Genomic DNA, 22,980 nt, shown 5'->3' with positions numbered 1-22,980 from the left:
GTTTTAGCTAAAGGTGCAGCATATGAATCCTTTCCATGGTCGGCATTTTCAGGGCGAAATCATTCTTTGGGCTGTGCGCTGGTATTGTAAATATGGCATTAGCTATCGTGAACTGCAGGAAATGCTGGCCGAACGGGGTGTGAATGTTGATCACACGACTATTTACCGTTGGGTTCAACGTTATGCTCCTGAAATAGAAAAACGTTTACGCTGGTATTGGCGTAATCCTACAGATCTGAGCTCGTGGCATATTGATGAAACCTATGTAAAAGTGAATGGACGATGGTCTTACCTGTATCGTGCAGTTGATCAACGGGGTCATACGATTGACTTTTACCTTTCCGCTAGACGGAACAGTAAATCAGCCTATTGTTTTTTAGGAAAGATCTTCAATACGGTGAAAAAATGGCAAATTCCACGGGTCATCAATACAGATAAAGCAGCGACCTATGGCCATGCTTTATCACGGTTAAAGCGAGAAGGAAAATGTCCAGTAGATATTGAGCACAGGCAGATTAAGTATAAAAATAATGTCATTGAATGTGATCATGGTAAGTTAAAGCGGATCATCAGGGCCACATTAGGATTCAAATCTATGAAGACGGCTTATGCCACAATTAAAGGTATTGAAGTCATGCGTGCACTACGTAAAGGACAAGCATGGTCATTTTATTATGGTCAGCCTCAAGGTGAAGTGTGTCTAATCAACAGGGTTTTCGGTCTCTAAGCACTTTTAAAAAGGAACTTCATCGACTCAAATCTCTATTTGCAACAGTGCCGCGACAACTCAGTTGGATGATTCCCTTGAGGCACCATCGAGTGATACGTGGAACCCCCAGCATGCCTATTTCGAAAGATAAAGCATCGGCCAAGAAGCCACGGCGCGTCTCCCGCAGCCATGCGCCTGGGGACAAATCGAATCTTTTTGGCACCGTCAAATTGGCCGGAGGGAGTGTTTGCCATTTTGGCATGGAAACTTGGTCCGAAAAACGGGTGATTCTGCTCCCTCATACTCCTAACCTGAATTATTCACCACACAAAGGATGAGAAGGCCTATTGTGTGCTAAAATGTTGTTGCAAAACAAACAGTTGCACATCAAACAGGTCTTCTCATGAGCTACCATATCACAACGCAGAGTGTGGTTTTCCAAGACTTGTTTCCCAAGCCGACTGGAAGGCTTTCCTGTGGCGCGGCATCGTTGCCGTCATTCTTGCCGCCCTGGCATGGCTGATGCCCGCTGAAGCGGTCCTAACACTGACCATTGTGTTTGGTGCCTACTCCTTTGCGGATGGCGTACTGGGGCTTTGGTCGGGCTATAAAAACATGCGTCAGGGTGAAAGCTGGGGCTGGTTGATCTTCAGCGGCCTCCTTGGCATCGCAACCGGGCTTATCGTCCTGGTCAGCCCGTTCGTCGCGACACTCGTGTTAACCGTGTTTCTCTGGACGATGGTTGCATTCTGGTCGATCACATCCGGCGTGATGGAGATCGTCGCGGCCTTTCGGCTCCGTAAGGAAATCGAGGGGGAATGGTTGCTCGTCCTCAGCGGTGTCATTTCCATCTTGCTTGGCGCTGCCGTCACATGGGTCTTGTTCACGACACCCGCAGGCAGTATTATGGCCCTCGGTTGGTTGTTGGGCGTCTATGCCGCAATCTTCGGTGTAACCATGATCCTGTTGGCATTGAAGCTTCGGAAAGTCAGCGCTTCGGACGACACGCTGGGGCCGAAACTACAGCCACTTAAAACGCGAGAACGGCGGCCAGGCACGTCACAGGACCTGGCTGCCTTTAAAAAAAGAGAAGCAGCGCTGCGCCAGCCGACCTTTCGTTGCAGAATAATAGGGAGTGCATATAAATGAATTTTTTGAATTTGCAGGTCACACAGGCAGAGCTCCTATCCGGCCTTATTTCCGTTTCCCAAACAGTTGCACAGATTGTGCTCGTCATGACCGTGGCGTGGCTCGTGTCCGCAGTGCTTTCGCGGGCCATCACACGCATCAGCAAAAGAACCCGCACTTCCAAGAGATCTGCAGATGAGGTCAAACGCATTGAAACATCTTTTCGTCTGATCCGTTTCGTCAGTCGGCTGGTCGTGTGGGCCTTGGCCGTGACCATTTCCCTCTCAATCCTTGGCATTTCTGTGGCACCGATCCTGACGACTGCGGGGGTAAGCGGCATCGCAGTGGGGTTTGCTGCGCAGAGCCTGATAAAAGACTATTTTTCGGGTTTGGTCTTGTTGCTGGAAGGGCAACTCCGCATCGGGGATATCGTGGATATTGGCGGTGTGGCAGGCCAAGTCGAAGAGATGACGTTGCGCTATGTGCGCCTGCGTCAACTCAATGGTGACGTGGTCTATGTGCCCAACGGAGCCATCACCAATCTGACAAATAAGACAACGGACTATTCGATGGCCGTAATCGATGTCGGTGTCGCCTATCGCGAAAACCTTCAGGAGGCATTGAACGTTATGGAGAGTGTCGCCCGTGAGCTAGCTTCGGAAACAACCTGGTCAACGAGAATATTAGCCGAGCCAGAGGTCTTTGGGGTCGAAACGTTGGGTGACTCTTCGGTTATCCTGCGTCTTCGCCTCAAGGTCTTGCCAGGTGAGCAATGGTCAATCCGGCGCGAATATCTGCACAGGATAAAACAGCGCTTCGACGAACTTGGCATCGAAATCCCTTATCCGCATCTGACGCTTTATGCCGGCCAGGACAAGGATGGAAAAGCCCCTGCCTTTCGGATCGAAGCTCCGGCTGGTGCCCAATGACACGGCCAAAATATACATATGAAGTGGAAAGAGATTTCTCGAACTGGGATGAAACGATTTTCGAGCGCTGTCTGCGGGATGGGTTCAATGTATTTGGCTCTGGACCAACCCCTATTCTCTTGCGACCCGAAAAGGAGACCGAACCTGCCCCTGACACCCGTTCGCTAGGCAACGACAGCCATGATTAAGAAAGGCCAACCCATGAAGCCACCGGTAAAGACGAGCTTTCGCGGCAGGGACGTCGCCTACCTGGTAATTTCCATTGTTTTAGTGGGCGTAGGTTACGCAGCCTACCGCGGCTTATACTTTGTTGGTGAAAACGTTCCTTTTGCCCAAGAGATGATCCTAGTGTTCCTGGGTGCAGCTGCCACTATCTATCTGACAGCTGTGCTCCTCAATCGCCAGACTGAGCTTGAGTTAAGAAAAGAAGGGCAAGTTCTTCTTTTTCAACAAAAGCATGACACATATATGCGCGTCATCGAAAAGGTTGCTGAAATCGTGGAGCGTGAACGTCATGATTTTGCGCTCATTGATGAACTCAGGGTCATCAGCCACAAGCTTGCCGTTGTCGGCAGCGCGCCAGTTGTCGAAGCGTTCCGACGCGTTCTTGATCTGCTTGTTGATGGACTTGAGGATGGCCAGTTGAACGGCAATGACGCAGAACAGGTGATGCATGCCGTAGCTGAAGTCACGATTGCGATGCGTTCGGACATCAGCAGCGACAACGACCCTGAAGCGCTTCGGTCGGCTGTAGAAACGATCATGGCGAACTCACGCAAGATCGAGCGGCTGGACGACATCGAGCACTCAAAGTCCAAGCCAGACGCAAATGCAGCCAACAATAAACAGAAGAAAGGAGATTCGAAAGATGATGCAAGGACATAACCGCCCGCCATTCGCACCAACAATTCCCGGAACCAACCTTCGTTCTCATGATGTGCCAACCGCCATCATTTACCGACCCGCGCGCGCGGCCGCCACGTCCGCGCCACGATCCCGACACTGGGTTCTGGAGTTCGAACCGTCACGCCCGCAGAACCTTGAGCCCTTGATGGGATGGACGACGTCTCAGGATCCTTACCGGCCTATCAGGATGACATTTCCAGATCGCGACAGCGCTGTCGACTATGCCCTCAAGAACGATTGGCGCTATATCGTGCGTGAAGATCGTCCGCGGCGCATCGGACCAAACCCTTGGGCGGGCACAAGCAGTCATCAGCTTTATCGCGGGGTCGATACTTCCAAGGAAGGGTGGGTTCAGATGGGGCAACCGACGATGTCGGAGCATCACCTCCCAAAAGGATACGGCGCATCCGAAAACACGGGAACGCCGCAGAAATCGGAGGCTGAGTTTCTCGATCCAGTTCTGGAGGCTGCCATCGAGTCCTTTCCAGCCTCTGATCCGCCGGCGTGGATTGGAACGACAGTATCCGGGCGAAGGGGCTGAAGTCGATGCATGGAACCGCCGAATTCCTGATTGCGGGTGCGACCCTGATTTCGGGCGCATTCATTGCCGTTGCCATATGCTCCCGTTTAGGTGTTCCTTCGATCGTTGGGTTTTTGCTTGCAGGCATGGCTTTGGGCCCGCACGGTCTCGAGCTTATTGATGGTGAAGCAACCCTTGGCGCTATCGGTGAATTGGGCGTGATCTTGTTGCTGTTCATGCTGGGGCTGGAATTCTCGCTTGGCAAGCTGATGGAGCTGCGGCGGCTGATCTTCGGTGTCGGTCTTTTGCAGGTCGCCACAACATCCGGTCGAGTATAGGAAGAATAAACACCTATATGAGAGTAATAAAGTTTCATCCTTTGTTGTGCATAAGTATTTGTTTTTATTGGTTCCAAAATTATATTGTATTTATTAAAGTATCATACTATAGGCAGGGCTAGTCTAAATTTAATTCTATCAAAATAAAAAAAGTTTCATACCAAAATTACAAAATACTGAAAATAATGAATATATTTTCTTTATTTTGAAAATTCGTATGAAACTTTATTACTAAGTATGATTATTTATTACCTAGTATTTAACTTTATTACTCAAAAACAGCTTGACTGCTTCGCTGTGCAGATCCATGACCCACTTTCCATCAAACTCCCGGTTGTAGTTCCACAAGCATCTCGCGAGTCTTGCCGGCCCGCTCCACTAACAAGACCACAACATCTCCAACGTTCTTGTCGTCTAGCCGGGCCTGTAATGTGGTGACGTCGTCGACGGCGATACCGTCGATGCTGATAACGCGATCGCCGGGCACGATGCCGCCTGCGGTGACCTTGATGCCGACGAGCCCGGCCCTGTGCGCCACCGAGCCCGGCGTCACGCGCAATACGAATACGCCCTTACTACCGGTCAGCGCCTGCAGACGCGCGTTGAGCTGCTCATCCACCTCGATGCCCAGCGCCGGACGGATGTACTTGCCGGTCTTTATGAGTTGCGGCACCACGCGCATGACGGTATCCACCGGCACAGCGAAACCGATGCCAGCGGACGCGCCCGAAGGGCTGTAGATGGCGGTGTTGATGCCGATCAGCCGCCCGGCCGAATCGAGCAGCGGGCCGCCGGAGTTGCCGGGGTTGATAGCGGCGTCGGTCTGGATCAGGTGATCGATGGCAGGCCCGCCCCCTTCGCCGTCGAGGGTGCGGTCGAGCGCCGAGACGATGCCGGTGGTGAGCGTCCAGTCCAATCCGAAGGGATTGCCGATAGCGAACACTTTCTGCCCGACCTTGAGGTCGGCACTGGTGCCCACCGGCACAGCGGGCGGGCGCTTGAAGCCGACGCCGATCTTGAGCACGGCGATGTCGTGCTCGGGGCTGGCGCCCACCAGCGCAGCCTGATAATCGCGACCGTCGGCCAGTTTGACCGTGGCAGACGATGCCCCCTGGATGACGTGGAAGTTGGTCACCACGTGGCCGGCATCGTCCCAGATGAAGCCGGAGCCGGTGCCGCGCGGCACGGAAAAGACATTGCGCGACCAGACGTCACGCACCAGTTGCGCCGTGGTGATGTAAACCACCGACCCGCGCGATTTCTCGAACAGTTGGATGGTGGTCTGCTCGTCTGCCGCCAGATCACCACGCGGTGTCACCGTGCGCTCGGCCGCTTCGCGCGGACTGAACCAGGCTTCGATGGCAGGCAAGAACTGCCACAGCAGCATGAGTGCGGCGATGCAGCCAGTGATGACGAGCCAGCGCCGGATGAATCGGTCCGGCGCCGGGCGGCTGTTGAGGTCGGGGTAGGTCATGCCATTCTCCTTGTTGAAATCAGCGCCAGACACCGCTGGCGCGCCAACGCGGTGGGCGTGGCGCCAAGGGGATGTCCGGCAGAAATGGGCTGGAATGAAGCGGTTGCGGTGCCATCGAATCAGCCAATTCCCGCAAGCGTTGGATGCGCTCTGTCGTCGCCGGATGCGTGCGCAACCAGGAGGGTTCCGGGTTGCCCCATCCGGGCAGCAACCAGGCGCGACTCTCCCGCTCGATCTTGGCGAGCGCCAAAGCCAATCCCTGTGGGTCGCCGGTCAATTCGGCGGTGAGCCGGTCGGCGTCGAATTCGTGCACCCGCGACAAACCCAGCAGCGCGAGCTGCGGCGAAACGGCCAGCAACAGCAGCGCCGGCCACTGGATAGCGACTGTGCCCCACAGCAAGGCCGGCAGGCTGAAGAGGAGCATGATTTGCCCCAACAAGGCCAGAAGATGGGTGAGCCGGCTGATGGAATCGGCCAGGCCCATGACACGCAAATCCTCGTTCGCAATATGCGCGATTTCGTGGCCGAGCACGCCGGTCAACTCGCGGGGCTCGCCCGTGAACAAGGGCTGCTGGCAGCGGCCACAGTTGGGATGTTCCGATAGCTTCGCAGTCGGTACGCGGTTGATGGACTGGCATGCGGGCAGACGAGGTGAAGATCATTCTTCATGGTTCGCCTCCTTGGACCACAGTGAGGCTGCCGCGCTTCGGGTCACAGACAATGCCGACCAATCAACGCCTTGGAGCCAATCGTTCCCGTCTTTGCTTACTCCGGCCTCTTCCAAATGAGCAGCGATGAACGCTTCGGCCTGCATGAGCCACCTTTGGACAGTATCTTCCTTACTAGGAATCAGCAGGATCTCAGAGACGCTGCTGGCATCCAGCCCGTCCACACGGATAAGCAGAAAAATGCGCCGCCACAAACGCGGCATGTCCTTCAGCAGGTCGAATGCGAAAGCGAACTCGCTCGACCGATCAACTAGCTCCTCCTGTTCCGCGATCGTTGCGGCATCGGGATGCTGACTGTCAGCGATGATATCGGCAAGCCTGAGTGTGTCATCGGGCTGATAAAATTCGAAGACTTCCTCTTCCACCATGGCCTCGGCGACGTCCTGGGCATCCGGTTCGACCGGCGCGTCCAGAGAAACGAATTCGCCAAATTGCCGGCTGTTTGCCACTTCGTGATCCAGGACGGCGAACAGATGTTTCAGAAGACCGAAGTAAGCCGCTTTTTCTTCCGGCACGGATTGCCATTCCACCTCAGCTTGGACAATCGCTTCATCCACCACGTCGCGCAGCGTCGGATAATCGCGCGGTAAATCGCCGACGGCCCGCAGATAAGCCAGCTCACGCCTTGCGACAGCCTCAAGTTTCGACAGTAGAGGCATTCGGGTCACGTTGGCCTCATGGGCGGCTGACGCGGGTTTTGCGGCAATTCGCACCTTGAGCTCGCGCAAGCGCTTGCGTCGTGCTTTGCGCTTGATTTGGTCCTGAGCATGCAGCCGGTCAAAATGCTTCTTGGCCTGACGGAACAACGACTGTGCGAGCATCTGCGCGAGGGGCGTCAGCTCGTCATGTGATGCAGTAACGCTGACAATCTTTCTGCCGGGCAGGTGCATATAGCCACTGGCCAGAAATTGCCGCTTGGTCTTGTCGCGATCAAGGACGATTCGAAGTCGCACTGAATCTTTAGTGTGTTTGTCGAGCAATGGCTTGAGGTCGCGCTCGACCGCATTTCCCAAAGCTCTCTGCCATGGTTCATGAAACTCTTTGTCGACAGCTCGATAGCTATATTGCATCTGCATGTATGACTCCTTTGATGTCATTTCTATGGAGGTATGAATCGAGGATGCTCATATCCATAGATATAGATTTTGGTTTGGCACGCTCTTACCCCAGGCGCGTTTTGCGAAGACTCCAACTAAAGAACAAAAGCGTGACGCCATAGACTGCCGCATGGAAACCCAACAGCCAGCCTGCGGCCACGAATGACTCGACCGGACGGGTAAAAAATATCCACAAGACGATAGCGCCAAGTATAATCGAGAGCAGTCCACTGAGGGCAAGCCAGATTTCACCCTTGATTTCCCGACGCAGCCGAACGGCGGCGGATATCTCCAGCACACCGGTGAAAATCGCCCAGAAGCCCACGCTAGCCCATAAAAAAGAAGCCAAGACTATCGTGGCGACCCAAGGAGCAACCAGGACGACGACGCCCGTAAGTATGCCGACAATGCCGCTGAACAGCAGCCAGCCCCAGCGCTCTTTTTTCTGGATATGGCGCACCGCTGCAAACAAGTTGAACGCGCCATTGACCAAGGAAAATGCGCCGAACATGATGGTCATGGCCAACAGAGCCGATTGTGGTATCCAGAACGCGAGGGCTGCAAAAATCAATGCCAAGACGCCGCGCAACGCAAAAATCCACCAATTTTCGGTCAATGAACACAGTGTTTTGGTGGGCTCATCCGCACTGGAATCGGTGATAGTGTCTATATTCATGCTATATCTCCCAAAGATCTAATGGGGTGAAAAAGCAAACATTCCTGAGCCAAGAGAGGGGCGCGACGCGCCCCTCTTACGCCCTATCCAGCGGTTTCAGAACAACTTGGACAGCTTTGCCTTGATTTCATCGAGCCAGCCTTTTCCGCCGCCTCCCCCAGCCGTCTTTTGCTTGACTTTCTTGAGTTCAGCATACAGGGGCTCAAAGTCCTTCTTCTTTCCATAGCCCAGCAGTTCTGCCATTTCCAACTGCTGCCGGGCTTCGTTCAATAATGTCTCCAGGCGCTCATTGGACGCTTCGCTGCGCTGACCATCTTCTACCAAGGTCTCGGCGCGCTGCAGGAGCAGCTTCGCACGCAGGACGGGCAGCGGAAGCACGCTGCGCTCCTCGACCAGCGTGCTGAGCGCTGCCTGCAGCGCGGCTTTGGCTTCTTCAATCTTGCCCTGATCGATCAGCGGCACGACTGACTTCACGACTGCGGGATAGGACGCCAGAGGGATGTTGGTGACCGTGATCACGATTTCACTGGCCAGCAAAGCCAGCACGTGACGTGCCTGTTGCACCTCGCCATGTTTGAGGGCATCCAGCGCCTCGTCGGTCATCGCCTCAATGATTTCCGTGTTGGCGAACAAGTCGTGCACGATGGTGCGCACATCAACGGGGGCCAGGGCAAGCGTGGGTTCGCGCGCAACGATCAGCTCCAGCTTTCCCGTCACTTCGGCCAGCGATGCTAATGCGCGTGCAGTGTCCTTGCCGTCAAGTGCGGCCAGCGCTGATTTGGTCAGCGACAAGGCCGAGACGGCCTCATCGAGGACTTGTTTACGTTTGTCTGCCGCCTGCGAGTCCGTTTCCTTCTGAACCTCAGGCTGTACCTCCGTGACGACTTCAGGCTTGGCCTCTGGACTGACAGGAAGGCTGCTTACCGCAGCCTGTTCGTTTATTCCTTCGTTCGTCGCATTGGGATTCGGTGTTTGCTCATTCATGGTGATATACCTCGTATGTGATAGTGAAAATAGGCGAATCTATTGGGGCTGAATGCGAACATCGCGAGACTGACCGACAGAGCAGTCAGCCCCTTCATCACCTCAAAGAAGATGACCGCGTGCCCCGCTGTGGGGATAGTGACCGCCAGCGGCACGAGGGTGGCTGCCCATGTCAGCCCGTTGGGGTCGGACACGACAGCCCCCATCGCTCAAGATTCGCCGCCCGCTGACTTCTTCTTGCGCGCAGGCTTGCTCGCGTCGCTCGGCGGCGCCTCAGCCACGTTCGCGGCATCGGGCTTCTCAGGCTCGGCCGGCTTCGCGGGTGGCTCCTGGCGCTCGAAGACCACCCGTTCGGCCTTGTCATCCCAGCGGGCGCTGGCGTGATCGCCCTTGCCGATACCGCCACCCAGCATCTCGCGCGCCAGTGCCGTCTCCAGCTCGCTGCGGATCAGGCGCTTGAGTTCACGCGCGCCGAACTCGGGCTTGTAGCCTTCCTCCGCGAAGTGGTCGATCAAGGTCTGATCGAAGGTCAGCGTCACGCCCTGGCTGGCGGCGTTGCGGGCCACACGATCGAGCTGCAGGCCGACGATATGGCGGATCTCCTCCTTGCCCAGCGCATGGAAGACGATGATCTCGTCGATGCGGTTGATGAACTCGGGGCGGAAGTGTCCGCGCAGCACGTCCATCACCTCGGACTTGGTCTTCTCGTATTCCTCGCCGGCGGCGCTACGGGCCTTCAGCCGACGCTGGATGATGTCCGAGCCCAAGTTCGAGGTGGCGATGATGATGGTATTGGTGAAATCCACCACCCGGCCCTTGCCGTCGGTGAGCCGCCCGTCGTCGAACACCTGCAGCAGGATGTTGTAGACGTCGGGGTGAGCCTTCTCGATCTCGTCCAGCAGCAACACGCTGTAGGGCTTGCGACGCACCTTCTCGGTGAGCTGGCCGCCCTCGTCATAGCCCACATAACCCGGAGGCGCGCCCACCAGGCGTGCCACGGTATGGCGTTCCCCGTACTCGGACATGTCGATGCGCAGCAGCGCACCTTCATCGCCATAGATGGACTCGGCCAGCGCCTTGGCGAGCTCGGTCTTGCCCACGCCGGTCGGCCCGAGGAACAGGAACGTCGCCACTGGCTTGCTGCCCTCGCGCAGCCCCGCGCGCGACAACCGCACGGCATCGGCTACCGCGCGCACCGCTTCGTCCTGGCCCACCAGGCGCTCGTGCAGCCGCTGTTCCAGATGCAACAGCTTCTCGCGTTCTTCCACCGTCAGCTCGTTGACCGGAATGCCGGTCAGGCGCGAGACGATCTGCGCGACATGCTCGGCCTTGACTTCGGCGCTGCCCGAGGCGCGCTCGCGCTCCCAATCTTCGATGAGCTTCTTGAGTTCGGCCTCTTTTGCCTCGATGCGCTTGCCCAGCTCGGCGGCCTTGTCGTACTGCTTGCGCGAGGCCATGTAGTCCTGCTCACGCCGCAACTGGTGCAGTTCGGACTCCAGCTCTTGTACGGCCACTGGGCGAGCCGTGGCCGACAGCTTCACGCGTGCGGCCGCCTGGTCAAGCAGGTCGATGGCCTTGTCAGGCAAAAAGCGCGCGGTGATGTAGCGGTCCGACAACTCGGCGGCGGCGATGATCGCATCCTCGGTGATGCTGACCTTGTGGTGCGCCTCGAAGGTGTCGCGCAGGCCGCGCAGGATCATCATGGTCTGCGCTACCGTCGGCTCGGGCACCATCACCGGCTGGAAACGACGCTCCAGCGCGGCGTCCTTCTCGATGTACTTCTGATACTCGTTGAGCGTGGTGGCGCCGATCAGGTTCAGCTCGCCGCGCGCCATCATCGGCTTGAACACGTTGGCCACGTCCAGCCCGCCTTCGCCGCCACCCTGGCCGGCACCGACGATGGTGTGCACTTCATCGATGAAGAGAATCATCTCGCCCTGGTGCTCGGTCACTTCCTTGAGCACCTTCTGCACGCGCTCCTCGAACTCGCCGCGGTACTTGGCGCCTGCCACCATGGCGTTGATGTTGAGTTCGACCAGGCGCTTGTCGCGCAGCGTCTCGGGCACTTCGCCGGCGACCATGCGCTGCGCCAGCCCCTCGACGATGGCGGTCTTGCCCACGCCCGGCTCGCCGATCAGCACCGGGTTGTTCTTCTTGCGCCGGGCCAGCACCTCGATGGTGGTCTCGATCTCCTGCGCACGGCCGATGACTGGATCGAGTTTGCCCTCGCGCGCCATCTTGGTGAGGTCGCGCGAGTATTTATCCAGCTCGGGCGTGTTGGTCGGCGTCTCGGCGCGGCCATCCTCGGCCCCTTTGCCGACCACCTTGCTTACCTGCTGGCGCAGCGCTTGCGGCGTGAGACCGTAACGGCGTAGCAGGTTGGCCGCCAAACCTTCGCCTTCCTCGGCGAGCCCGATCAGGAAATGCTCCGGCCCGACATAAGAGTGGCCGAGTTCATTGGAGGCCACGAAAGCACGGCTGAGCGCGTCCTTGACCCGGGGCGACACGCCGATCTCGCCCTCGAACGGCTTCTCGCCGCGCTTGGCTTCGGATTCGATCTGTTGCTTGAGGTCATCGACCTTGATCTTGAACTGCCCCAGGATGGTCTTCACCACATCGCTGTCGGATAGCGCCAGCAGCAGGTGTTCGGTATCCACCTCGGCGCGGCCAAATTCGGCAGCGTGTCGGGCGGCCTCCTGCAATAGGGCCTCGGACTGTTCGCTGATACGGCTGGCGAGCCCACTGCCGCGACGGCGCGGCGCACCCGAACCTGCGGCGGCGGGCTCGCCGAACGAGGCATCGACCACGTCATCGGTATCGGCGGCCATCGGCGTCGCGTCGTCGCCGATGCGGAAGAAGTCACTGCCGAGGAAGTCCTCGAACAGGCCGCTGCGCGAGCCGAACAAGGCTTCCAGCGGCGAGACGGTGCGCTTTTGCTGGCGCACCAGTTGACGGTAATGGTCGTCACACAACAGCATGGTGCTGTGACGACCGTTGAGATTGGCTTCCACCCGCACGGTGGCGGGTTGGCTGCAGACCTGGCATTGTTTTCTGTCCATACTGATGCTCCTGTAAAGATTGATCTGACGAGGCACCGACGATCACGGTGCCTCATCTCTTTTTGTTTTTTGAGAAAAACGCGCTGCCCCGCGTCAGCCGTTGATCGGGATCGAGCGTGAAAATCACCTGTAGGTGCGCTTTCATTTCGCCCTCTCCAATCGCGTCGCTTTGCGGTTCCGGCCAAGGAAATCCTTGCAAGACTTTGTAAGACATTGCGCTTACCAGGAAAAAATATCAAGAGTCAATGTACAGCGACTTTGTTGCACAAAGATTTGAAATGCAAAGCGCCCCTAATTGAGCCAAATTTAAGGCGTAACTTGGGTAAGTGGTCGACCTAATTCCGTAAATCTGTTGAGGACTGCTACACGTGCATGAATTTCATTCACCTGACTAGGAAAGCTTCTTGCCATTAATTTATCGCCTAATAATTTGATGCAATGCATCTTGGTTTCCACCAAACGGCACTGTTGCAAATAGAGATTTGAGTCGATGAAGTTCCTTTTTAAAAGTGCTTAGAGACCGAAAACCCTGTTGATTAGACACACTTCACCTTGAGGCTGACCATAATAAAATGACCATGCTTGTCCTTTACGTAGTGCACGCATGACTTCAATACCTTTAATTGTGGCATAAGCCGTCTTCATAGATTTGAATCCTAATGTGGCCCTGATGATCCGCTTTAACTTACCATGATCACATTCAATGACATTATTTTTATACTTAATCTGCCTGTGCTCAATATCTACTGGACATTTTCCTTCTCGCTTTAACCGTGATAAAGCATGGCCATAGGTCGCTGCTTTATCTGTATTGATGACCCGTGGAATTTGCCATTTTTTCACCGTATTGAAGATCTTTCCTAAAAAACAATAGGCTGATTTACTGTTCCGTCTAGCGGAAAGGTAAAAGTCAATCGTATGACCCCGTTGATCAACTGCACGATACAGGTAAGTCCATCGCCCCTTCACTTTGATATAAGTCTCATCCATATGCCATGAATGTAAATCTGTAGGATTACGCCAATACCAGCGTAAGCGTTTTTCCATTTCTGGAGCATAACGCTGAACCCAACGATAAATTGTGGTGTGGTCAACATTCACACCTCGTTCAGCGAGCATTTCTTGAAGTTCACGATAGCTGATGCCATATTTACAATACCAACGAACAGCCCAAAGAATGATTTCACCTTGAAAGTGCCGACCATGGAAGGGATTCATCTGCTGTATCTCGAAATAAATAAGATATTTAGCTTATCATGTCAGCCTATTTGCAACAGTGCCGGTTGAAGATGGAAACTTTGGAGATACTGAACCAGTCGGTGAAGGTGTCTCTGAATTACGTTTCTTCTTTGGACCTGGCTACAGGATCTATTACTGTAAGCAAGGGCAAAGGGTCGTTATTCTTTTAGCAGGCGGAGACAAGTCTACGCAAAGTAAAGATATAAAACTTGCCCTACAACTAGCACAAGATTTAGAGGAGGAGCTGTAAATGGCTATCAAACTTCGTAAATGGGACAGTGCTGAACATCTTAAAACAGAAGAAGATATGCAAGCTTACCTACAAGCCTGTATAGATGAATCTAATGGTGATGCGGCATTCATTGCAAAAGCTTTAGGTAATATTGCTAAAGCTAAAGGAATGGCTCAATTATCAAGAGACACAGGTTTAGGCCGAGAAAGTCTTTATAAAGCACTTTCTGGCGATGTAAATCCAAGCTTTGATACTGTTATTAAAGTGGTAAAAGCGCTGAATTTACGCTTAGCAATTTAAAAAAAACTAGTAAAAAAGGGAGCTTAAAGCTCCCTTTTTTAACTTCATATAACGTGTATTATGTTAATTTTAGGAAATCTTAGTCTTTAGCTAACATAATCTTCAGTTGATATTACTTGAGCATATGCAAATTCAAAAGCGGCCATTAATGTTGCATGGACATGACCAGCAGGTACTTTAACGCCATTAAATTCCAAGTCTAGTGTTGCACGGCTTTGTTGCACAACCCTATCTGTAACGTTTTTTTCAGCGATATAATTTTCAAATGAAGAAGCCTACACACAAAATCTACCGCACAACCAATTGGCCCACATATAACCGAGCACTCATGAGTCGCGGAAATATTGCCATTTGGTTTGATCCTGCTACGCAATGGTATGCGCCATCAAAAGGCAAACAAGGGCGAAATCAAACCTACTCCGACGCAGCCATCCAATGCTGCTTAATGATTAAATCCTTATTCCGTCTGTCTTTACGTATGGTCACTGGCTTTGTGCAAAGTCTGATTAAACTTTGCGGATTAAATTGGATAGCTCCAGATTACACCACGCTTTGTAGAAGACAAAAGCATATTGATATTGTAATCAGCTACCAAAAAAGTAGAGATGGGCTGCATCTACTCATGGACTCTACAGGCATGAAGTTTCTAGGTGAGGGCGAATGGAAACGCAAGAAACATGGACCTGAATATCGTCGCCAATGGCGTAAACTTCATATTGGTATAGATGCTAAAACCCTGCAAATACGAGCAGTTCAGCTTACAACCAATAATGTCAGTGATTCACAGGTGCTTGGTGATTTACTTAATCAGATTCCACAAGATGAGCGGATTGACTCTGTTTATGCCGATGGAGCTTATGACACCAAGCAATGCCGTCAGGTCATTGCAGATCGGCAAGCGCATGCGGTGATTCCACCTAGAAAAAATGCGAAACCATGGAAAGATACAAAGAGTAGCTCGCTAGAGCGAAATGAATTACTTCGAACAATTAAACGTTTAGGCAGGACACTATGGAAAAAATGGTCAGGCTATCATCGGCGAAGTTTGGTTGAAACTAAGATGCATTGCATCAAATTATTAGGAGATAAACTCAGTGCAAGGAGTTTTGATAGCCAAGTGAATGAGATCCATGCACGTGTAGCAGTCCTTAACAGATTTACGGAATTAGGTCGACCACTTACCCAAGTTACGCCTTAAATTTGGCTCAATTAGGGGCGCTTTGCATTTCAAATCTTTGTGCAACAAAGCCGAGCTGAATCATAAGCTTGTTGGGCAATATATTTCATTTCTGGAGTACCCGGATGGGACTGTGGCCCTCATGCACGAGGGACGAAAGCTCAACTACAGCATTTTCAATAAATTAGCTGGGCTACAGCAGAATGAGATCGTTGAGAATAAACGGTTAGGTACAGTTCTGGCACATATTCAGCAACAGCATGAAGAGTTGGAAAAACAGAATAAACGTTCCCGGGCCAAGAAAAGTATGCCGAGTCGTAAAGCTCAGAAAGCTGTTATTGAACAAAGAAATTTAAATCCTGTGCTTGACTCTTGTGGTTAAAAACAGGACATTTTAAATGGTTTATCGCATAGACATTTTAATTGGTGAATAACAGAGAGCTACCAGCTCTCGTTTTTTGTTATGGAAACTGCTAAAATTCAAATACGCCATTGACGTATAAAGAGTCCATGTTATTTATTGAAACCAGCATCTTTACCAAGCAAATTAAAGACCTTGTATCTGATGAGGAATATCGTCAACTTCAGCAAGATCTTTTGGTACAGCCTGATAGAGGTGACCTAATCAAGAATGGCGGTGGTATTCGCAAAGTACGTTGTGCTCAAGGTAACAAAGGGAAAAGTGGTGGGATACGGGTGATTTATTATTGGGTCACCGAGGATGATCAGATCTTTTTCTTAGTGGCTTATCCAAAATCAGTAAAAGATAATTTAACAGATAAGGAAACCGCCATTCTGCGCCAACTCGTGAAGGAGCAATTTCATGGATAACAACTTATTTGATAACTTGGTTGCTTCAATCAAAGAAGCTGGAGCTATCAAACGTAAAGAAGTTAAAGCAAGCCGAGTTACAGAACTCGAATTGCCTGATATTAAAGAAGTACGTGAAAAAACAGGCTTGAGCCAAAATGAATTTGCTGCACGTCTACATATTAGCCCCCGTACCCTGCAAAATTGGGAACAGGGACGACGCTATCCAACTGGACCAGCAGCTACATTGATTCGAATTTTAGATGCTCACCCAAGCCTTATTTGAAAAAATTACTTAAAAAATGGGAGCTTAAGGCTCCCATTTTTATTTCGTATAAGGTGTATTATGTTAATTTTAGCTTTTCTCTATAATTACTATCTTAAGGCCCACTACCAAATTCTGTAATTAGCCAATCAGATTGAGGAGATTGTTTCACAAGAGTAATAAATAAAATATAGTCACCTACTGGACTACCAGCATCATCTATATGGACGACTTTAACTTTTACCATCACTGAAATAATTTTATAAAATTCTTGATAATACTCAGGTCTACTTTCCGCTGAATCATAATTAATCCTTACTACTTCTAAAATTTTTGAGTCTTTGAAAGAGAGAAACCTTTCAGAACTTTTTAAATCTTCATGTAATCGCGCATCTGGCCAAACATATTTGATTGCTGATTCTAGATCATGTTTAGCAAGTGAATTAAAGAAAAGTATTGTTGTCTGTGTTGCCATCTCTTTATCATGATTTAATTTCTGTTTGTATGAATTAATGATTAGAAGTAGACATAGACCTACAAGTAAAATTCCTAATTTTATAAATATTTTAGACATTAGACTTCCTTCATAAATCATTTTTCAATCAATTTAATTGTTTATCTTTCACCCAATCTAAATTGTATATGCCAGCAAGTAAATTAAACCGCAGGTTTAATCTTTTACGACGATTTCTATATACACAAGATAAAATCTTAAAACATTTCATCCTTCCAAATACATGCTCTACTTGAATTCGTCTACGACCAATCTCTCTATTTAACTTTTTTAATTCAGAATCTAGTTTTTCAGTTTTCTTTGCTTTAGATGGCATGAGGCATCCAAAACCCAATTTCTTTATCCCTAAATACCCCTTATCAACGATAAAAAAGGGCTTAAATTTTAATTTCCTCATGCTTTTTTTAAATATTTTAAAATCATGCATGCTTCCATGACTTCCACATACACTCAGTATTTCACCTGTTGTATAGTGCATAGATAACTGAAATTTAAAGGTATGTCGCTTTTTTTTACCGCTATACCATTTCTTCTGTTTTTTTTGGACGTTGAACTAATATTTCAGTTGCATCAATCACAACAACTTCCCAATCCACTTCATCTCGATTAGGAAGTTGTTTTGGCAAGTTAAATTTTCCAGAACGGATTAAGGTATCTTCAATAACACGTATGATACGAATTGCACTCGTTTCAGATACACCGTAACTCATACCAAGATGGAAAAATGTTCGATATTCTCTCCAATATTCTATACATAAGAGCAAACGATCTTCCAACGGTAATTTATGCGGTCGTCCTTTACCAATATGACGAGGTAAATGCTTATTTAGCTCGGCCAACATCAGGTTAAATGTAGCCCAACTAACACCGGTAAGCCTACGAAACTTAACGTCTGATAATTTTTGAATATCTTTGAATTTCATCCAAGGATTATCTCTTGAATTAAATAATTTTGCTGATTAATTTAAGATCAAATAAATTGTACGTTTTTTGATTTATGACGGAAGTCTAATATAATTTCACTTTTATCTTTCGAAAAAACGCATAACCGACTAAAAGACACATAAGCCAAAATAAATAATCAAGAATAAAATATAAAAAAATGAATTGATCTATTCCTATAATAATATTTAAAGGATCTAGCGCTATACTACCGCCTGGAGATATTTCACCATCTACTAAAAACTGTAATGGAAATCCTCCTCCTATAACTTCAACTTTTCCAAGCTTGTCTACAACTATCCGGTCTATCAATGTATATTTCTGATGAAACAAAGACAAATAAGTCAAAACAAAAGATAATATATTGAAATATATTATTTTTTTCTTTAATAATTCTTTAACTTTAAAATCAGTTAAAAATAACCAATAAGACAAGCCTGGAATTAGAGCCATAAAGATAGTCCAAGTGTCGGTATACATCTTCCACCATTCTTTCGAAACTTCTCCTGTATGGCTCCATCCAAAAAGAACAAAAAATGGCATAGCAATAATTAAAGAGCTAATACAGATAGTTAGCAAATTAAGAATACTATAACGATTTAAAAGAATTGAGACCATAAAGCTAAAAGGTACTGTCAAAATACTATAAGCCAAGTAAACAAGACCATGCCCTGCAAAAACCACAAAAATTGAATATAGACTATATTCACGATTCATTATGATAAATAGCAATGCTGTGAAAAAAAGTAGTGGTAAAGGAGCAAGTAATAGGGCTTTTACTATTTTTTCTTTTGAGTATTTCATTAACTTAATTCTCTTATCTACTCAATAACTATTCATACTATACCGATTTTCTTGGAGGTCGTTTGCTTCCATTTAACATAATGGGCGTTATACGAAACGCATATAAAAATAGTTTTATATTTCAAAAAGTTATGTTATAAAAAATCGGGGACGCAAACCCGAAAAGCCGACTTGGAAACAAGTCGGCTTTTTTATGAGCGGTTTTGGAATGTTTTGCCAATAATTTTGACTAAAAATTACGCTTCTCAACTTGAGTGATACAATTTTATGATACATTATTGTATATACAAATTTGAATGTTTTTTATGGAACAGTATTTCGAATGGGATGAGGCAAAGAATCGAAAGAATCAGAAAAAGCACGATGTCTCTTTCGAAACTGCAAGCCTTGTCTTTGATGATCCTCTAAGGATCTCAATCCAAAACAGACACACCGATGGCGAAGAACGTTGGCAGACCATTGGAAAAGTAAAAGGCGTACTAATGCTCTTAGTAGCTCACACCATCTTTGATGAAGATGACTGTGAAATCATACGAATCATTAGTGCAAGGCAAGTCACTAAAGCGGAGCGAAATAAATATGAGCATGGTTAGATACTCACGCAAAGAGCTGAATGAGAAATTTGGTGAGAAGCAAGATGCTGAAATTCAACGCTTGCTTGCTAAAGGCACTGTTCCTGATGATCAGCTAAATCTATCAGATATTCCTGAAATTACAGACTGGAGCAATGCTGTACGCCATAATCAGTTCTACCGTCCAGTGAAGCAACAGACTTCCATTCGTTTAGATGCTGACGTACTTGCATGGTTCAAAGCACAAGGTAAAGGTTATCAGACACGCATGAATGAAATCTTGCGGGATGCCATGCTCAAAGAATTAAAAAATCATCAGTAAAAATGGGAGCTTAGGCTCCCATTTTTGGCTTCGTATAACGTGTATTATGTTAATTTTAGAGAAATTCATAATTCTGATTTTTTAGCTTAGGCCTTTAATGCAAAACTCTTATTCCTCTTTAGAAGAAATTTCATCTCTTGAATCTTTTGTGATAACGAGTCATATAAGTTCATATCATCATAAAATGATGTACGGTTTACCGAAAAATTTTAAAAAAATAGTTAAAAATGATAGTAATGAAGCCTTTAAAATTAATGCTAAGGCGTACCACTCCTCTGTTACAGGTAAATTTTTAACTCATAGATCATCTGCATTATTTGATGACATAGTTGATCATCCAGAAAAGTTAAAAATAGACTCTCAGTTTCTTCAAACTCTTAAATCACTAAAGCTATACCCAAATGATATTTTTCCCGAATGGAATCAGCATATTGAAATATATAATATTTTACGTATCTTGCAATCTTCTTTATTATTGGCGCACTTATTACCATGTTGGTTGAAGGCACTTATTTCAAAGAAGTAACCTATACCAGTTTACTTGCATTGTTTATTGTTGGATTAGGCATCTGTGCACAGAAGTTTAACTGGGGAAAGCATGCTCAAGATAAATCTGATAACACTCAGGCGGACTTGACCAACAATCTGTAATGTAAAACTAATGTCAGATTAAGCAAAATTCAACATACACTAAAACCAATGGCCTCCCAGTGAAAGCCATTGGTTTTTTAGGCTAAACTCAGAAATAAGTTTAATTTTCACTCAAATGTTAGCCGCCGTTTTTATCTATCTTTTTGTATTCATATACTAGAAAACTGTCAGCCTGTTTGATATTGCAGAGCCCTTTCAGAAAAAAATTTTGTATAGATTGCCGCCTCACTTTTAAGTGCTTTCACTATTCCCTTTATTCTAATAATTTTTATATAACACTTGAATAAAAAGCAAACGATTATCATTTACAGATCTCGCTAGTCAGCTTATCATTTCACAAACTTACAAATTCTCCGTATTTTCTTCACATTTAACCTATACATCATTTTAAGGATCTCTTGTGTTACTCCCTCATTTCAAAAAATCAGTCCTCACCCTCTGCTTATTTCCCTCCATACTTTATGCAGCCGATACATACCCTACTGTGACGCTTAACCCGATAACTGTGCAAGCCGAAGGCAACTGGTTAGATGAAGCCAATGCACAGAAAGTACTAAATCATGCTGGAGCGCGTACAGTCATTCAGCGTGATGAGTTGATTAACCGAGGCGTAACTTCTGTCAAAGAGGCTTTACGCACTGTGCCTGGTATTCAAGCTCCTGAAAATGCAGGAACAGCAGGGAGTGATGCATCGTTAAGCATCGGTGTCCGTGGTTTAACGTCACGGTTTTCACCACGCTCACAGGTACTCGTGGACGGTGTTCCACTTTCGTTTGCCCCTTATGGTCAATCACAACTCTCCTTAGCACCCACTAGTTTAGGCAATACTGAAAGTATCGACGTGGTGCGTGGCGCGGGCTCTGTTCGCTTTGGGCCACAAAATGTAGGAGGGATTATTAACTTTAACTCGCGTACAATTCCTGAAACCTTTGCTGGAACGGTAGACCTCACTACAGAAATTGCAGAAAACGGTCATGTAAAATTTAACCCCAACTTATTTGTGGGTGGAACCTTAGACAACGGTTTAGGCTTAGCGCTGTTATATTCTGGCGTTAATGGAGAGGGTTTTCGCGATAAAAATGATGACTCTGACATCAACGATATTCGCTTAAAAGCAGCTTATGCAATAGATGAATATGCAAAAATTGAAGCCAATCTACACCGCTACGATGCAGATGTAGATATGCCTGGAGGTTTAACCCCTGCTCAATTTGCTGAAAATCCATATCAGTCCTTGCGCAATCATGATTATATGAAAGGGCATCGTACTGACGGTTCAGTTAAATACAGCTATAAAAAAGATGACAATGCCTTTGAGCTTTTGGCCTATCACACTGACACCTTCCGTGATGCAGGAATGGAACGTAGTGGATCAAAACTGTACCAAACGGCGCCACGTAATTATAAAGTGACGGCAATCGAGCCACGGTATTCGCATGCGTACCAACTTGGGACTACTGAAAATGAAGTTTCTGTGGGCTATCGCTATCTACATGAAACTAGTGAAGAGGCGGTTAATCGTGCAAGCTATAACACGGTCACAGGCCCTACAAATGAATATGCTTGGACCAAAGCAGACGGGAAAACAGATGCACATGCATTATTCATCGACAACCGCACAGATGTGGGTGCATGGTCTCTGATTCCTGGTGTTCGTTTTGAGAAAATCAAAACCACCGAAAATATGTACAAATTAAATAAAGATGCATCGGTACTCAACGGAGTACATGCTGAAAAATCCTATGATGCAGTATTACCAAGCTTTTCAGTCATGTATAAAGCCAATGATTTGTGGAATATTTTTGCAAACTACGGTAAATCTTTTGCACCACTACAATATAGCCAAATGGCTAATACCAATGCGTCAGGTGCCTATCTGACCATGCAAGGCTTGCAACCTGAAAAAGCCAATAATTATGAAATTGGTACACACTATTTAGACCCATATCTATCCCTAGAATTCACCCTGTTTTATATTGATTTTTCTGATGAATTAAAACGAGATGATGCAACTCAAACTTACTCAAATTTAGGTGCCACTGAACACAAAGGAGCCGAGTTCGGATTTAAATATAATCTCGGTGCAATCAGTGACGAACTCAGCGGTATTTCGCTATATGCCAATACCACTTACACCAAAGCAACCGCATCTGCTGGGGAAAACAAAGGACAAGATCTCGACTTTTATTCACAATTGGTCGGCAATGCTGGAATAGACTATAAAGTTGATCAATGGACACTAAACACTAATTTCTACGGTCAATCTGGTCAAACCGCATCGGGCACCCATGATGCTACTGGACGCTATGGCAACATTCCTGGTTATGGTTTAGTGGGTATTCGGGCATCCTATGATTTTTCCAACACACAACTCAATGGTCTCAAAGTGGGCTTCGGTGTGAAGAACCTATTTGACCGTGAATACTACACTCGTTCAGCGGATCAAGTCGGTGGAATGTATGTAGGTGCGCCACAAACGTATTATCTACAAACCTCATTTGATTTCTAGACACTCAATTCTAGAAAAGCAAATATTCAGGCAGAGACACCTCTCATTCATCTTTGCAAAAGTGATGTCCTCGCCTGAAACAACTTTCCCTTTAT

General features: G+C 48.3%; 25 protein-coding genes and 7 pseudogenes. 17 read left to right on the top strand and 15 right to left on the bottom strand.

Features of this window, described 5'->3' with window-relative positions:
- The first annotated feature begins 22 nt into the window (after positions 1-22).
- From AC4CUY_RS21405 to AC4CUY_RS21380, 6 genes are all read left to right on the top strand, one after another.
- Positions 23-727: an IS6 family transposase gene (locus AC4CUY_RS21405; protein WP_032490696.1), complete on the top strand. Its 705-nt coding sequence runs from the start codon at positions 23-25 to the stop codon at positions 725-727.
- Between the two features lie 333 nt (positions 728-1,060).
- The gene (locus AC4CUY_RS21400) at positions 1,061-1,858 is read left to right on the top strand and encodes an HdeD family acid-resistance protein (RefSeq protein ID WP_004642064.1); all 798 of its coding nucleotides are present in this window, start codon (positions 1,061-1,063) and stop codon (positions 1,856-1,858) included.
- Positions 1,855-2,766: a mechanosensitive ion channel family protein gene (locus AC4CUY_RS21395; protein ID WP_004733146.1), complete on the top strand. Its 912-nt coding sequence runs from the start codon at positions 1,855-1,857 to the stop codon at positions 2,764-2,766. Before AC4CUY_RS21400 ends, AC4CUY_RS21395 begins: the two co-directional genes overlap by 4 nt.
- A 201-nt stretch (positions 2,767-2,967) precedes the next feature.
- Entirely contained in the window at positions 2,968-3,651 is a 684-nt protein-coding gene (locus tag AC4CUY_RS21390) for a hypothetical protein (protein WP_004733147.1), read from the top strand.
- A complete protein-coding gene (locus tag AC4CUY_RS21385) occupies positions 3,635-4,213 on the top strand; it encodes an NADH dehydrogenase ubiquinone Fe-S protein 4 (protein ID WP_004637113.1) in 579 nt (192 codons plus the stop codon). Before AC4CUY_RS21390 ends, AC4CUY_RS21385 begins: the two co-directional genes overlap by 17 nt.
- Before the next feature lie 5 nt (positions 4,214-4,218).
- Complete coding sequence (locus AC4CUY_RS21380; protein WP_004637114.1) at positions 4,219-4,530, top strand: cation:proton antiporter domain-containing protein; 312 nt, start codon at positions 4,219-4,221, stop codon at positions 4,528-4,530.
- Positions 4,531-4,852: 322 nt separating this feature from the next.
- Here AC4CUY_RS21380 and AC4CUY_RS21375 read toward each other — a convergent pair whose 3' ends face one another.
- The 9 genes and pseudogenes from AC4CUY_RS21375 to AC4CUY_RS21335 form a co-directional block, all read right to left on the bottom strand.
- The gene (locus AC4CUY_RS21375; protein ID WP_004637115.1) at positions 4,853-6,004 is read right to left on the bottom strand and encodes a S1C family serine protease; all 1,152 of its coding nucleotides are present in this window, start codon (positions 6,002-6,004) and stop codon (positions 4,853-4,855) included.
- A 19-nt stretch (positions 6,005-6,023) separates the two neighbouring features.
- Positions 6,024-6,673, bottom strand: a pseudogene (locus tag AC4CUY_RS21370) (M48 family metalloprotease).
- Positions 6,663-7,808, bottom strand: a complete 1,146-nt coding sequence (locus AC4CUY_RS21365; RefSeq protein WP_004637117.1) for a hypothetical protein — start codon at positions 7,806-7,808, stop codon at positions 6,663-6,665. Before AC4CUY_RS21365 ends, AC4CUY_RS21370 begins: the two are co-directional and overlap by 11 nt.
- A gap of 85 nt (positions 7,809-7,893) precedes the next feature.
- Entirely contained in the window at positions 7,894-8,505 is a 612-nt protein-coding gene (gene hdeD-GI, locus AC4CUY_RS21360; protein ID WP_004637118.1) for a heat resistance membrane protein HdeD-GI, read from the bottom strand.
- A 96-nt stretch (positions 8,506-8,601) separates the two neighbouring features.
- Positions 8,602-9,489, bottom strand: coding sequence for a heat resistance protein YfdX2 (gene yfdX2, locus AC4CUY_RS21355; RefSeq protein ID WP_004637119.1), 888 nt, complete (start codon positions 9,487-9,489; stop codon positions 8,602-8,604).
- Between the two features lie 209 nt (positions 9,490-9,698).
- On the bottom strand, positions 9,699-12,548 hold the full coding sequence (clpK, locus tag AC4CUY_RS21350; RefSeq protein WP_151982546.1) for a heat shock survival AAA family ATPase ClpK: 2,850 nt from the start codon (positions 12,546-12,548) through the stop codon (positions 9,699-9,701).
- Positions 12,549-12,600: 52 nt separating this feature from the next.
- Entirely contained in the window at positions 12,601-12,762 is a 162-nt protein-coding gene (locus tag AC4CUY_RS21345; RefSeq protein ID WP_004642278.1) for a hypothetical protein, read from the bottom strand.
- Between the two features lie 92 nt (positions 12,763-12,854).
- A pseudogene (locus AC4CUY_RS21340) lies at positions 12,855-13,007 on the bottom strand (IS5/IS1182 family transposase); the annotation flags it as partial.
- Positions 13,008-13,061: 54 nt separating this feature from the next.
- Positions 13,062-13,766 (bottom strand): IS6-like element IS1008 family transposase, encoded by a 705-nt coding sequence (locus AC4CUY_RS21335; protein WP_004733335.1) that lies wholly within the window; start codon positions 13,764-13,766, stop codon positions 13,062-13,064.
- Positions 13,767-13,830: 64 nt separating this feature from the next.
- Between AC4CUY_RS21335 and AC4CUY_RS21330 the strand changes: the two are divergent.
- Both AC4CUY_RS21330 and AC4CUY_RS21325 read left to right on the top strand, forming a co-directional pair.
- Positions 13,831-14,037, top strand: a pseudogene (locus tag AC4CUY_RS21330) (type II toxin-antitoxin system RelE/ParE family toxin); the annotation flags it as partial.
- Complete coding sequence (locus AC4CUY_RS21325) at positions 14,038-14,319, top strand: addiction module antidote protein (RefSeq protein ID WP_000985610.1); 282 nt, start codon at positions 14,038-14,040, stop codon at positions 14,317-14,319.
- 86 nt (positions 14,320-14,405) lie between these two features.
- On the opposite strand, the gene AC4CUY_RS21320 is transcribed toward AC4CUY_RS21325, so the two are convergent.
- Positions 14,406-14,543 carry a hypothetical protein gene (locus AC4CUY_RS21320; protein WP_490774694.1) on the bottom strand — a complete coding sequence of 46 codons (138 nt, stop codon included), beginning with the start codon at positions 14,541-14,543 and terminating at the stop codon, positions 14,406-14,408.
- Positions 14,544-14,584: 41 nt separating this feature from the next.
- On the opposite strand from AC4CUY_RS21320, the gene AC4CUY_RS21315 reads away from it, so the two are divergent.
- From AC4CUY_RS21315 to nadS, 4 genes and pseudogenes are all read left to right on the top strand, one after another.
- Positions 14,585-15,517 (top strand): IS5 family transposase, encoded by a 933-nt coding sequence (locus tag AC4CUY_RS21315; protein WP_490773756.1) that lies wholly within the window; start codon positions 14,585-14,587, stop codon positions 15,515-15,517.
- 37 nt (positions 15,518-15,554) lie between these two features.
- A pseudogene (locus AC4CUY_RS21310) lies at positions 15,555-15,878 on the top strand (ISNCY family transposase); the annotation flags it as partial.
- Positions 15,879-16,006: 128 nt separating this feature from the next.
- Positions 16,007-16,327, top strand: a complete 321-nt coding sequence (locus AC4CUY_RS21305) for a type II toxin-antitoxin system RelE/ParE family toxin (protein WP_039253786.1) — start codon at positions 16,007-16,009, stop codon at positions 16,325-16,327.
- Positions 16,320-16,592 (top strand): NadS family protein, encoded by a 273-nt coding sequence (nadS, locus tag AC4CUY_RS21300; protein WP_062034273.1) that lies wholly within the window; start codon positions 16,320-16,322, stop codon positions 16,590-16,592. The genes AC4CUY_RS21305 and nadS overlap by 8 nt, the downstream gene beginning before the upstream one ends.
- Before the next feature lie 94 nt (positions 16,593-16,686).
- Here nadS and AC4CUY_RS21295 read toward each other — a convergent pair whose 3' ends face one another.
- The 5 genes and pseudogenes from AC4CUY_RS21295 to AC4CUY_RS21275 all read right to left on the bottom strand — a co-directional run.
- Positions 16,687-17,145, bottom strand: coding sequence for a hypothetical protein (locus tag AC4CUY_RS21295; RefSeq protein ID WP_005804943.1), 459 nt, complete (start codon positions 17,143-17,145; stop codon positions 16,687-16,689).
- A gap of 28 nt (positions 17,146-17,173) precedes the next feature.
- A pseudogene (locus AC4CUY_RS21290) lies at positions 17,174-17,566 on the bottom strand (transposase family protein); the annotation flags it as partial.
- A 37-nt stretch (positions 17,567-17,603) separates the two neighbouring features.
- Positions 17,604-18,008, bottom strand: coding sequence for a transposase family protein (locus AC4CUY_RS21285; protein ID WP_490773745.1), 405 nt, complete (start codon positions 18,006-18,008; stop codon positions 17,604-17,606).
- Between the two features lie 85 nt (positions 18,009-18,093).
- Entirely contained in the window at positions 18,094-18,390 is a 297-nt protein-coding gene (locus tag AC4CUY_RS21280; protein ID WP_490774698.1) for a hypothetical protein, read from the bottom strand.
- 30 nt (positions 18,391-18,420) lie between these two features.
- Positions 18,421-18,831, bottom strand: a pseudogene (locus AC4CUY_RS21275) (hypothetical protein); the annotation flags it as partial.
- A 305-nt stretch (positions 18,832-19,136) separates the two neighbouring features.
- On the opposite strand from AC4CUY_RS21275, the gene AC4CUY_RS21270 reads away from it, so the two are divergent.
- From AC4CUY_RS21270 to AC4CUY_RS21250, 5 genes and pseudogenes are all read left to right on the top strand, one after another.
- Positions 19,137-19,424: a BrnT family toxin gene (locus AC4CUY_RS21270; protein WP_176538634.1), complete on the top strand. Its 288-nt coding sequence runs from the start codon at positions 19,137-19,139 to the stop codon at positions 19,422-19,424.
- Complete coding sequence (locus AC4CUY_RS21265; RefSeq protein ID WP_176538635.1) at positions 19,411-19,725, top strand: BrnA antitoxin family protein; 315 nt, start codon at positions 19,411-19,413, stop codon at positions 19,723-19,725. Before AC4CUY_RS21270 ends, AC4CUY_RS21265 begins: the two co-directional genes overlap by 14 nt.
- Positions 19,726-19,822: 97 nt before the next feature.
- Positions 19,823-20,251, top strand: a complete 429-nt coding sequence (locus tag AC4CUY_RS21260; protein ID WP_002124576.1) for a hypothetical protein — start codon at positions 19,823-19,825, stop codon at positions 20,249-20,251.
- A pseudogene (locus AC4CUY_RS21255) lies at positions 20,170-20,376 on the top strand (GABA permease); the annotation flags it as partial. The gene AC4CUY_RS21260 and the pseudogene AC4CUY_RS21255, both read left to right, overlap by 82 nt.
- Positions 20,377-20,776: 400 nt before the next feature.
- On the top strand, positions 20,777-22,885 hold the full coding sequence (locus tag AC4CUY_RS21250) for a TonB-dependent receptor family protein (protein WP_490774693.1): 2,109 nt from the start codon (positions 20,777-20,779) through the stop codon (positions 22,883-22,885).
- Positions 22,886-22,980: the final 95 nt, after the last annotated feature.

It is taken from the genome of Acinetobacter sp. 778_lipA, from assembly GCF_058242985.1.
Note: the sequence above shows the minus strand (reverse complement) of the source record. Positions and strands in the feature narration are given on the sequence as shown.

Coding starts and splice junctions, on each gene's coding strand:
- hdeD-GI (WP_004637118.1), bottom strand. CDS start 8,505: ATGAATATAGACACTATCACCGATTCCAGTGCGGATGAGCCCACCAAA.
- AC4CUY_RS21305 (WP_039253786.1), top strand. CDS start 16,007: ATGTTATTTATTGAAACCAGCATCTTTACCAAGCAAATTAAAGACCTT.
- AC4CUY_RS21260 (WP_002124576.1), top strand. CDS start 19,823: ATGCAAAACTCTTATTCCTCTTTAGAAGAAATTTCATCTCTTGAATCT.
- AC4CUY_RS21265 (WP_176538635.1), top strand. CDS start 19,411: ATGAGCATGGTTAGATACTCACGCAAAGAGCTGAATGAGAAATTTGGT.
- AC4CUY_RS21385 (WP_004637113.1), top strand. CDS start 3,635: ATGATGCAAGGACATAACCGCCCGCCATTCGCACCAACAATTCCCGGA.
- AC4CUY_RS21365 (WP_004637117.1), bottom strand. CDS start 7,808: ATGCAGATGCAATATAGCTATCGAGCTGTCGACAAAGAGTTTCATGAA.
- nadS (WP_062034273.1), top strand. CDS start 16,320: ATGGATAACAACTTATTTGATAACTTGGTTGCTTCAATCAAAGAAGCT.
- AC4CUY_RS21285 (WP_490773745.1), bottom strand. CDS start 18,008: ATGAAATTCAAAGATATTCAAAAATTATCAGACGTTAAGTTTCGTAGG.
- AC4CUY_RS21325 (WP_000985610.1), top strand. CDS start 14,038: ATGGCTATCAAACTTCGTAAATGGGACAGTGCTGAACATCTTAAAACA.
- AC4CUY_RS21375 (WP_004637115.1), bottom strand. CDS start 6,004: ATGACCTACCCCGACCTCAACAGCCGCCCGGCGCCGGACCGATTCATC.
- AC4CUY_RS21390 (WP_004733147.1), top strand. CDS start 2,968: ATGAAGCCACCGGTAAAGACGAGCTTTCGCGGCAGGGACGTCGCCTAC.
- AC4CUY_RS21395 (WP_004733146.1), top strand. CDS start 1,855: ATGAATTTTTTGAATTTGCAGGTCACACAGGCAGAGCTCCTATCCGGC.
- AC4CUY_RS21345 (WP_004642278.1), bottom strand. CDS start 12,762: ATGTCTTACAAAGTCTTGCAAGGATTTCCTTGGCCGGAACCGCAAAGC.
- AC4CUY_RS21295 (WP_005804943.1), bottom strand. CDS start 17,145: ATGTCTAAAATATTTATAAAATTAGGAATTTTACTTGTAGGTCTATGT.
- AC4CUY_RS21380 (WP_004637114.1), top strand. CDS start 4,219: ATGCATGGAACCGCCGAATTCCTGATTGCGGGTGCGACCCTGATTTCG.
- AC4CUY_RS21270 (WP_176538634.1), top strand. CDS start 19,137: ATGGAACAGTATTTCGAATGGGATGAGGCAAAGAATCGAAAGAATCAG.
- AC4CUY_RS21335 (WP_004733335.1), bottom strand. CDS start 13,766: ATGAATCCCTTCCATGGTCGGCACTTTCAAGGTGAAATCATTCTTTGG.
- clpK (WP_151982546.1), bottom strand. CDS start 12,548: ATGGACAGAAAACAATGCCAGGTCTGCAGCCAACCCGCCACCGTGCGG.
- AC4CUY_RS21315 (WP_490773756.1), top strand. CDS start 14,585: ATGAAGAAGCCTACACACAAAATCTACCGCACAACCAATTGGCCCACA.
- AC4CUY_RS21405 (WP_032490696.1), top strand. CDS start 23: ATGAATCCTTTCCATGGTCGGCATTTTCAGGGCGAAATCATTCTTTGG.
- yfdX2 (WP_004637119.1), bottom strand. CDS start 9,489: ATGAATGAGCAAACACCGAATCCCAATGCGACGAACGAAGGAATAAAC.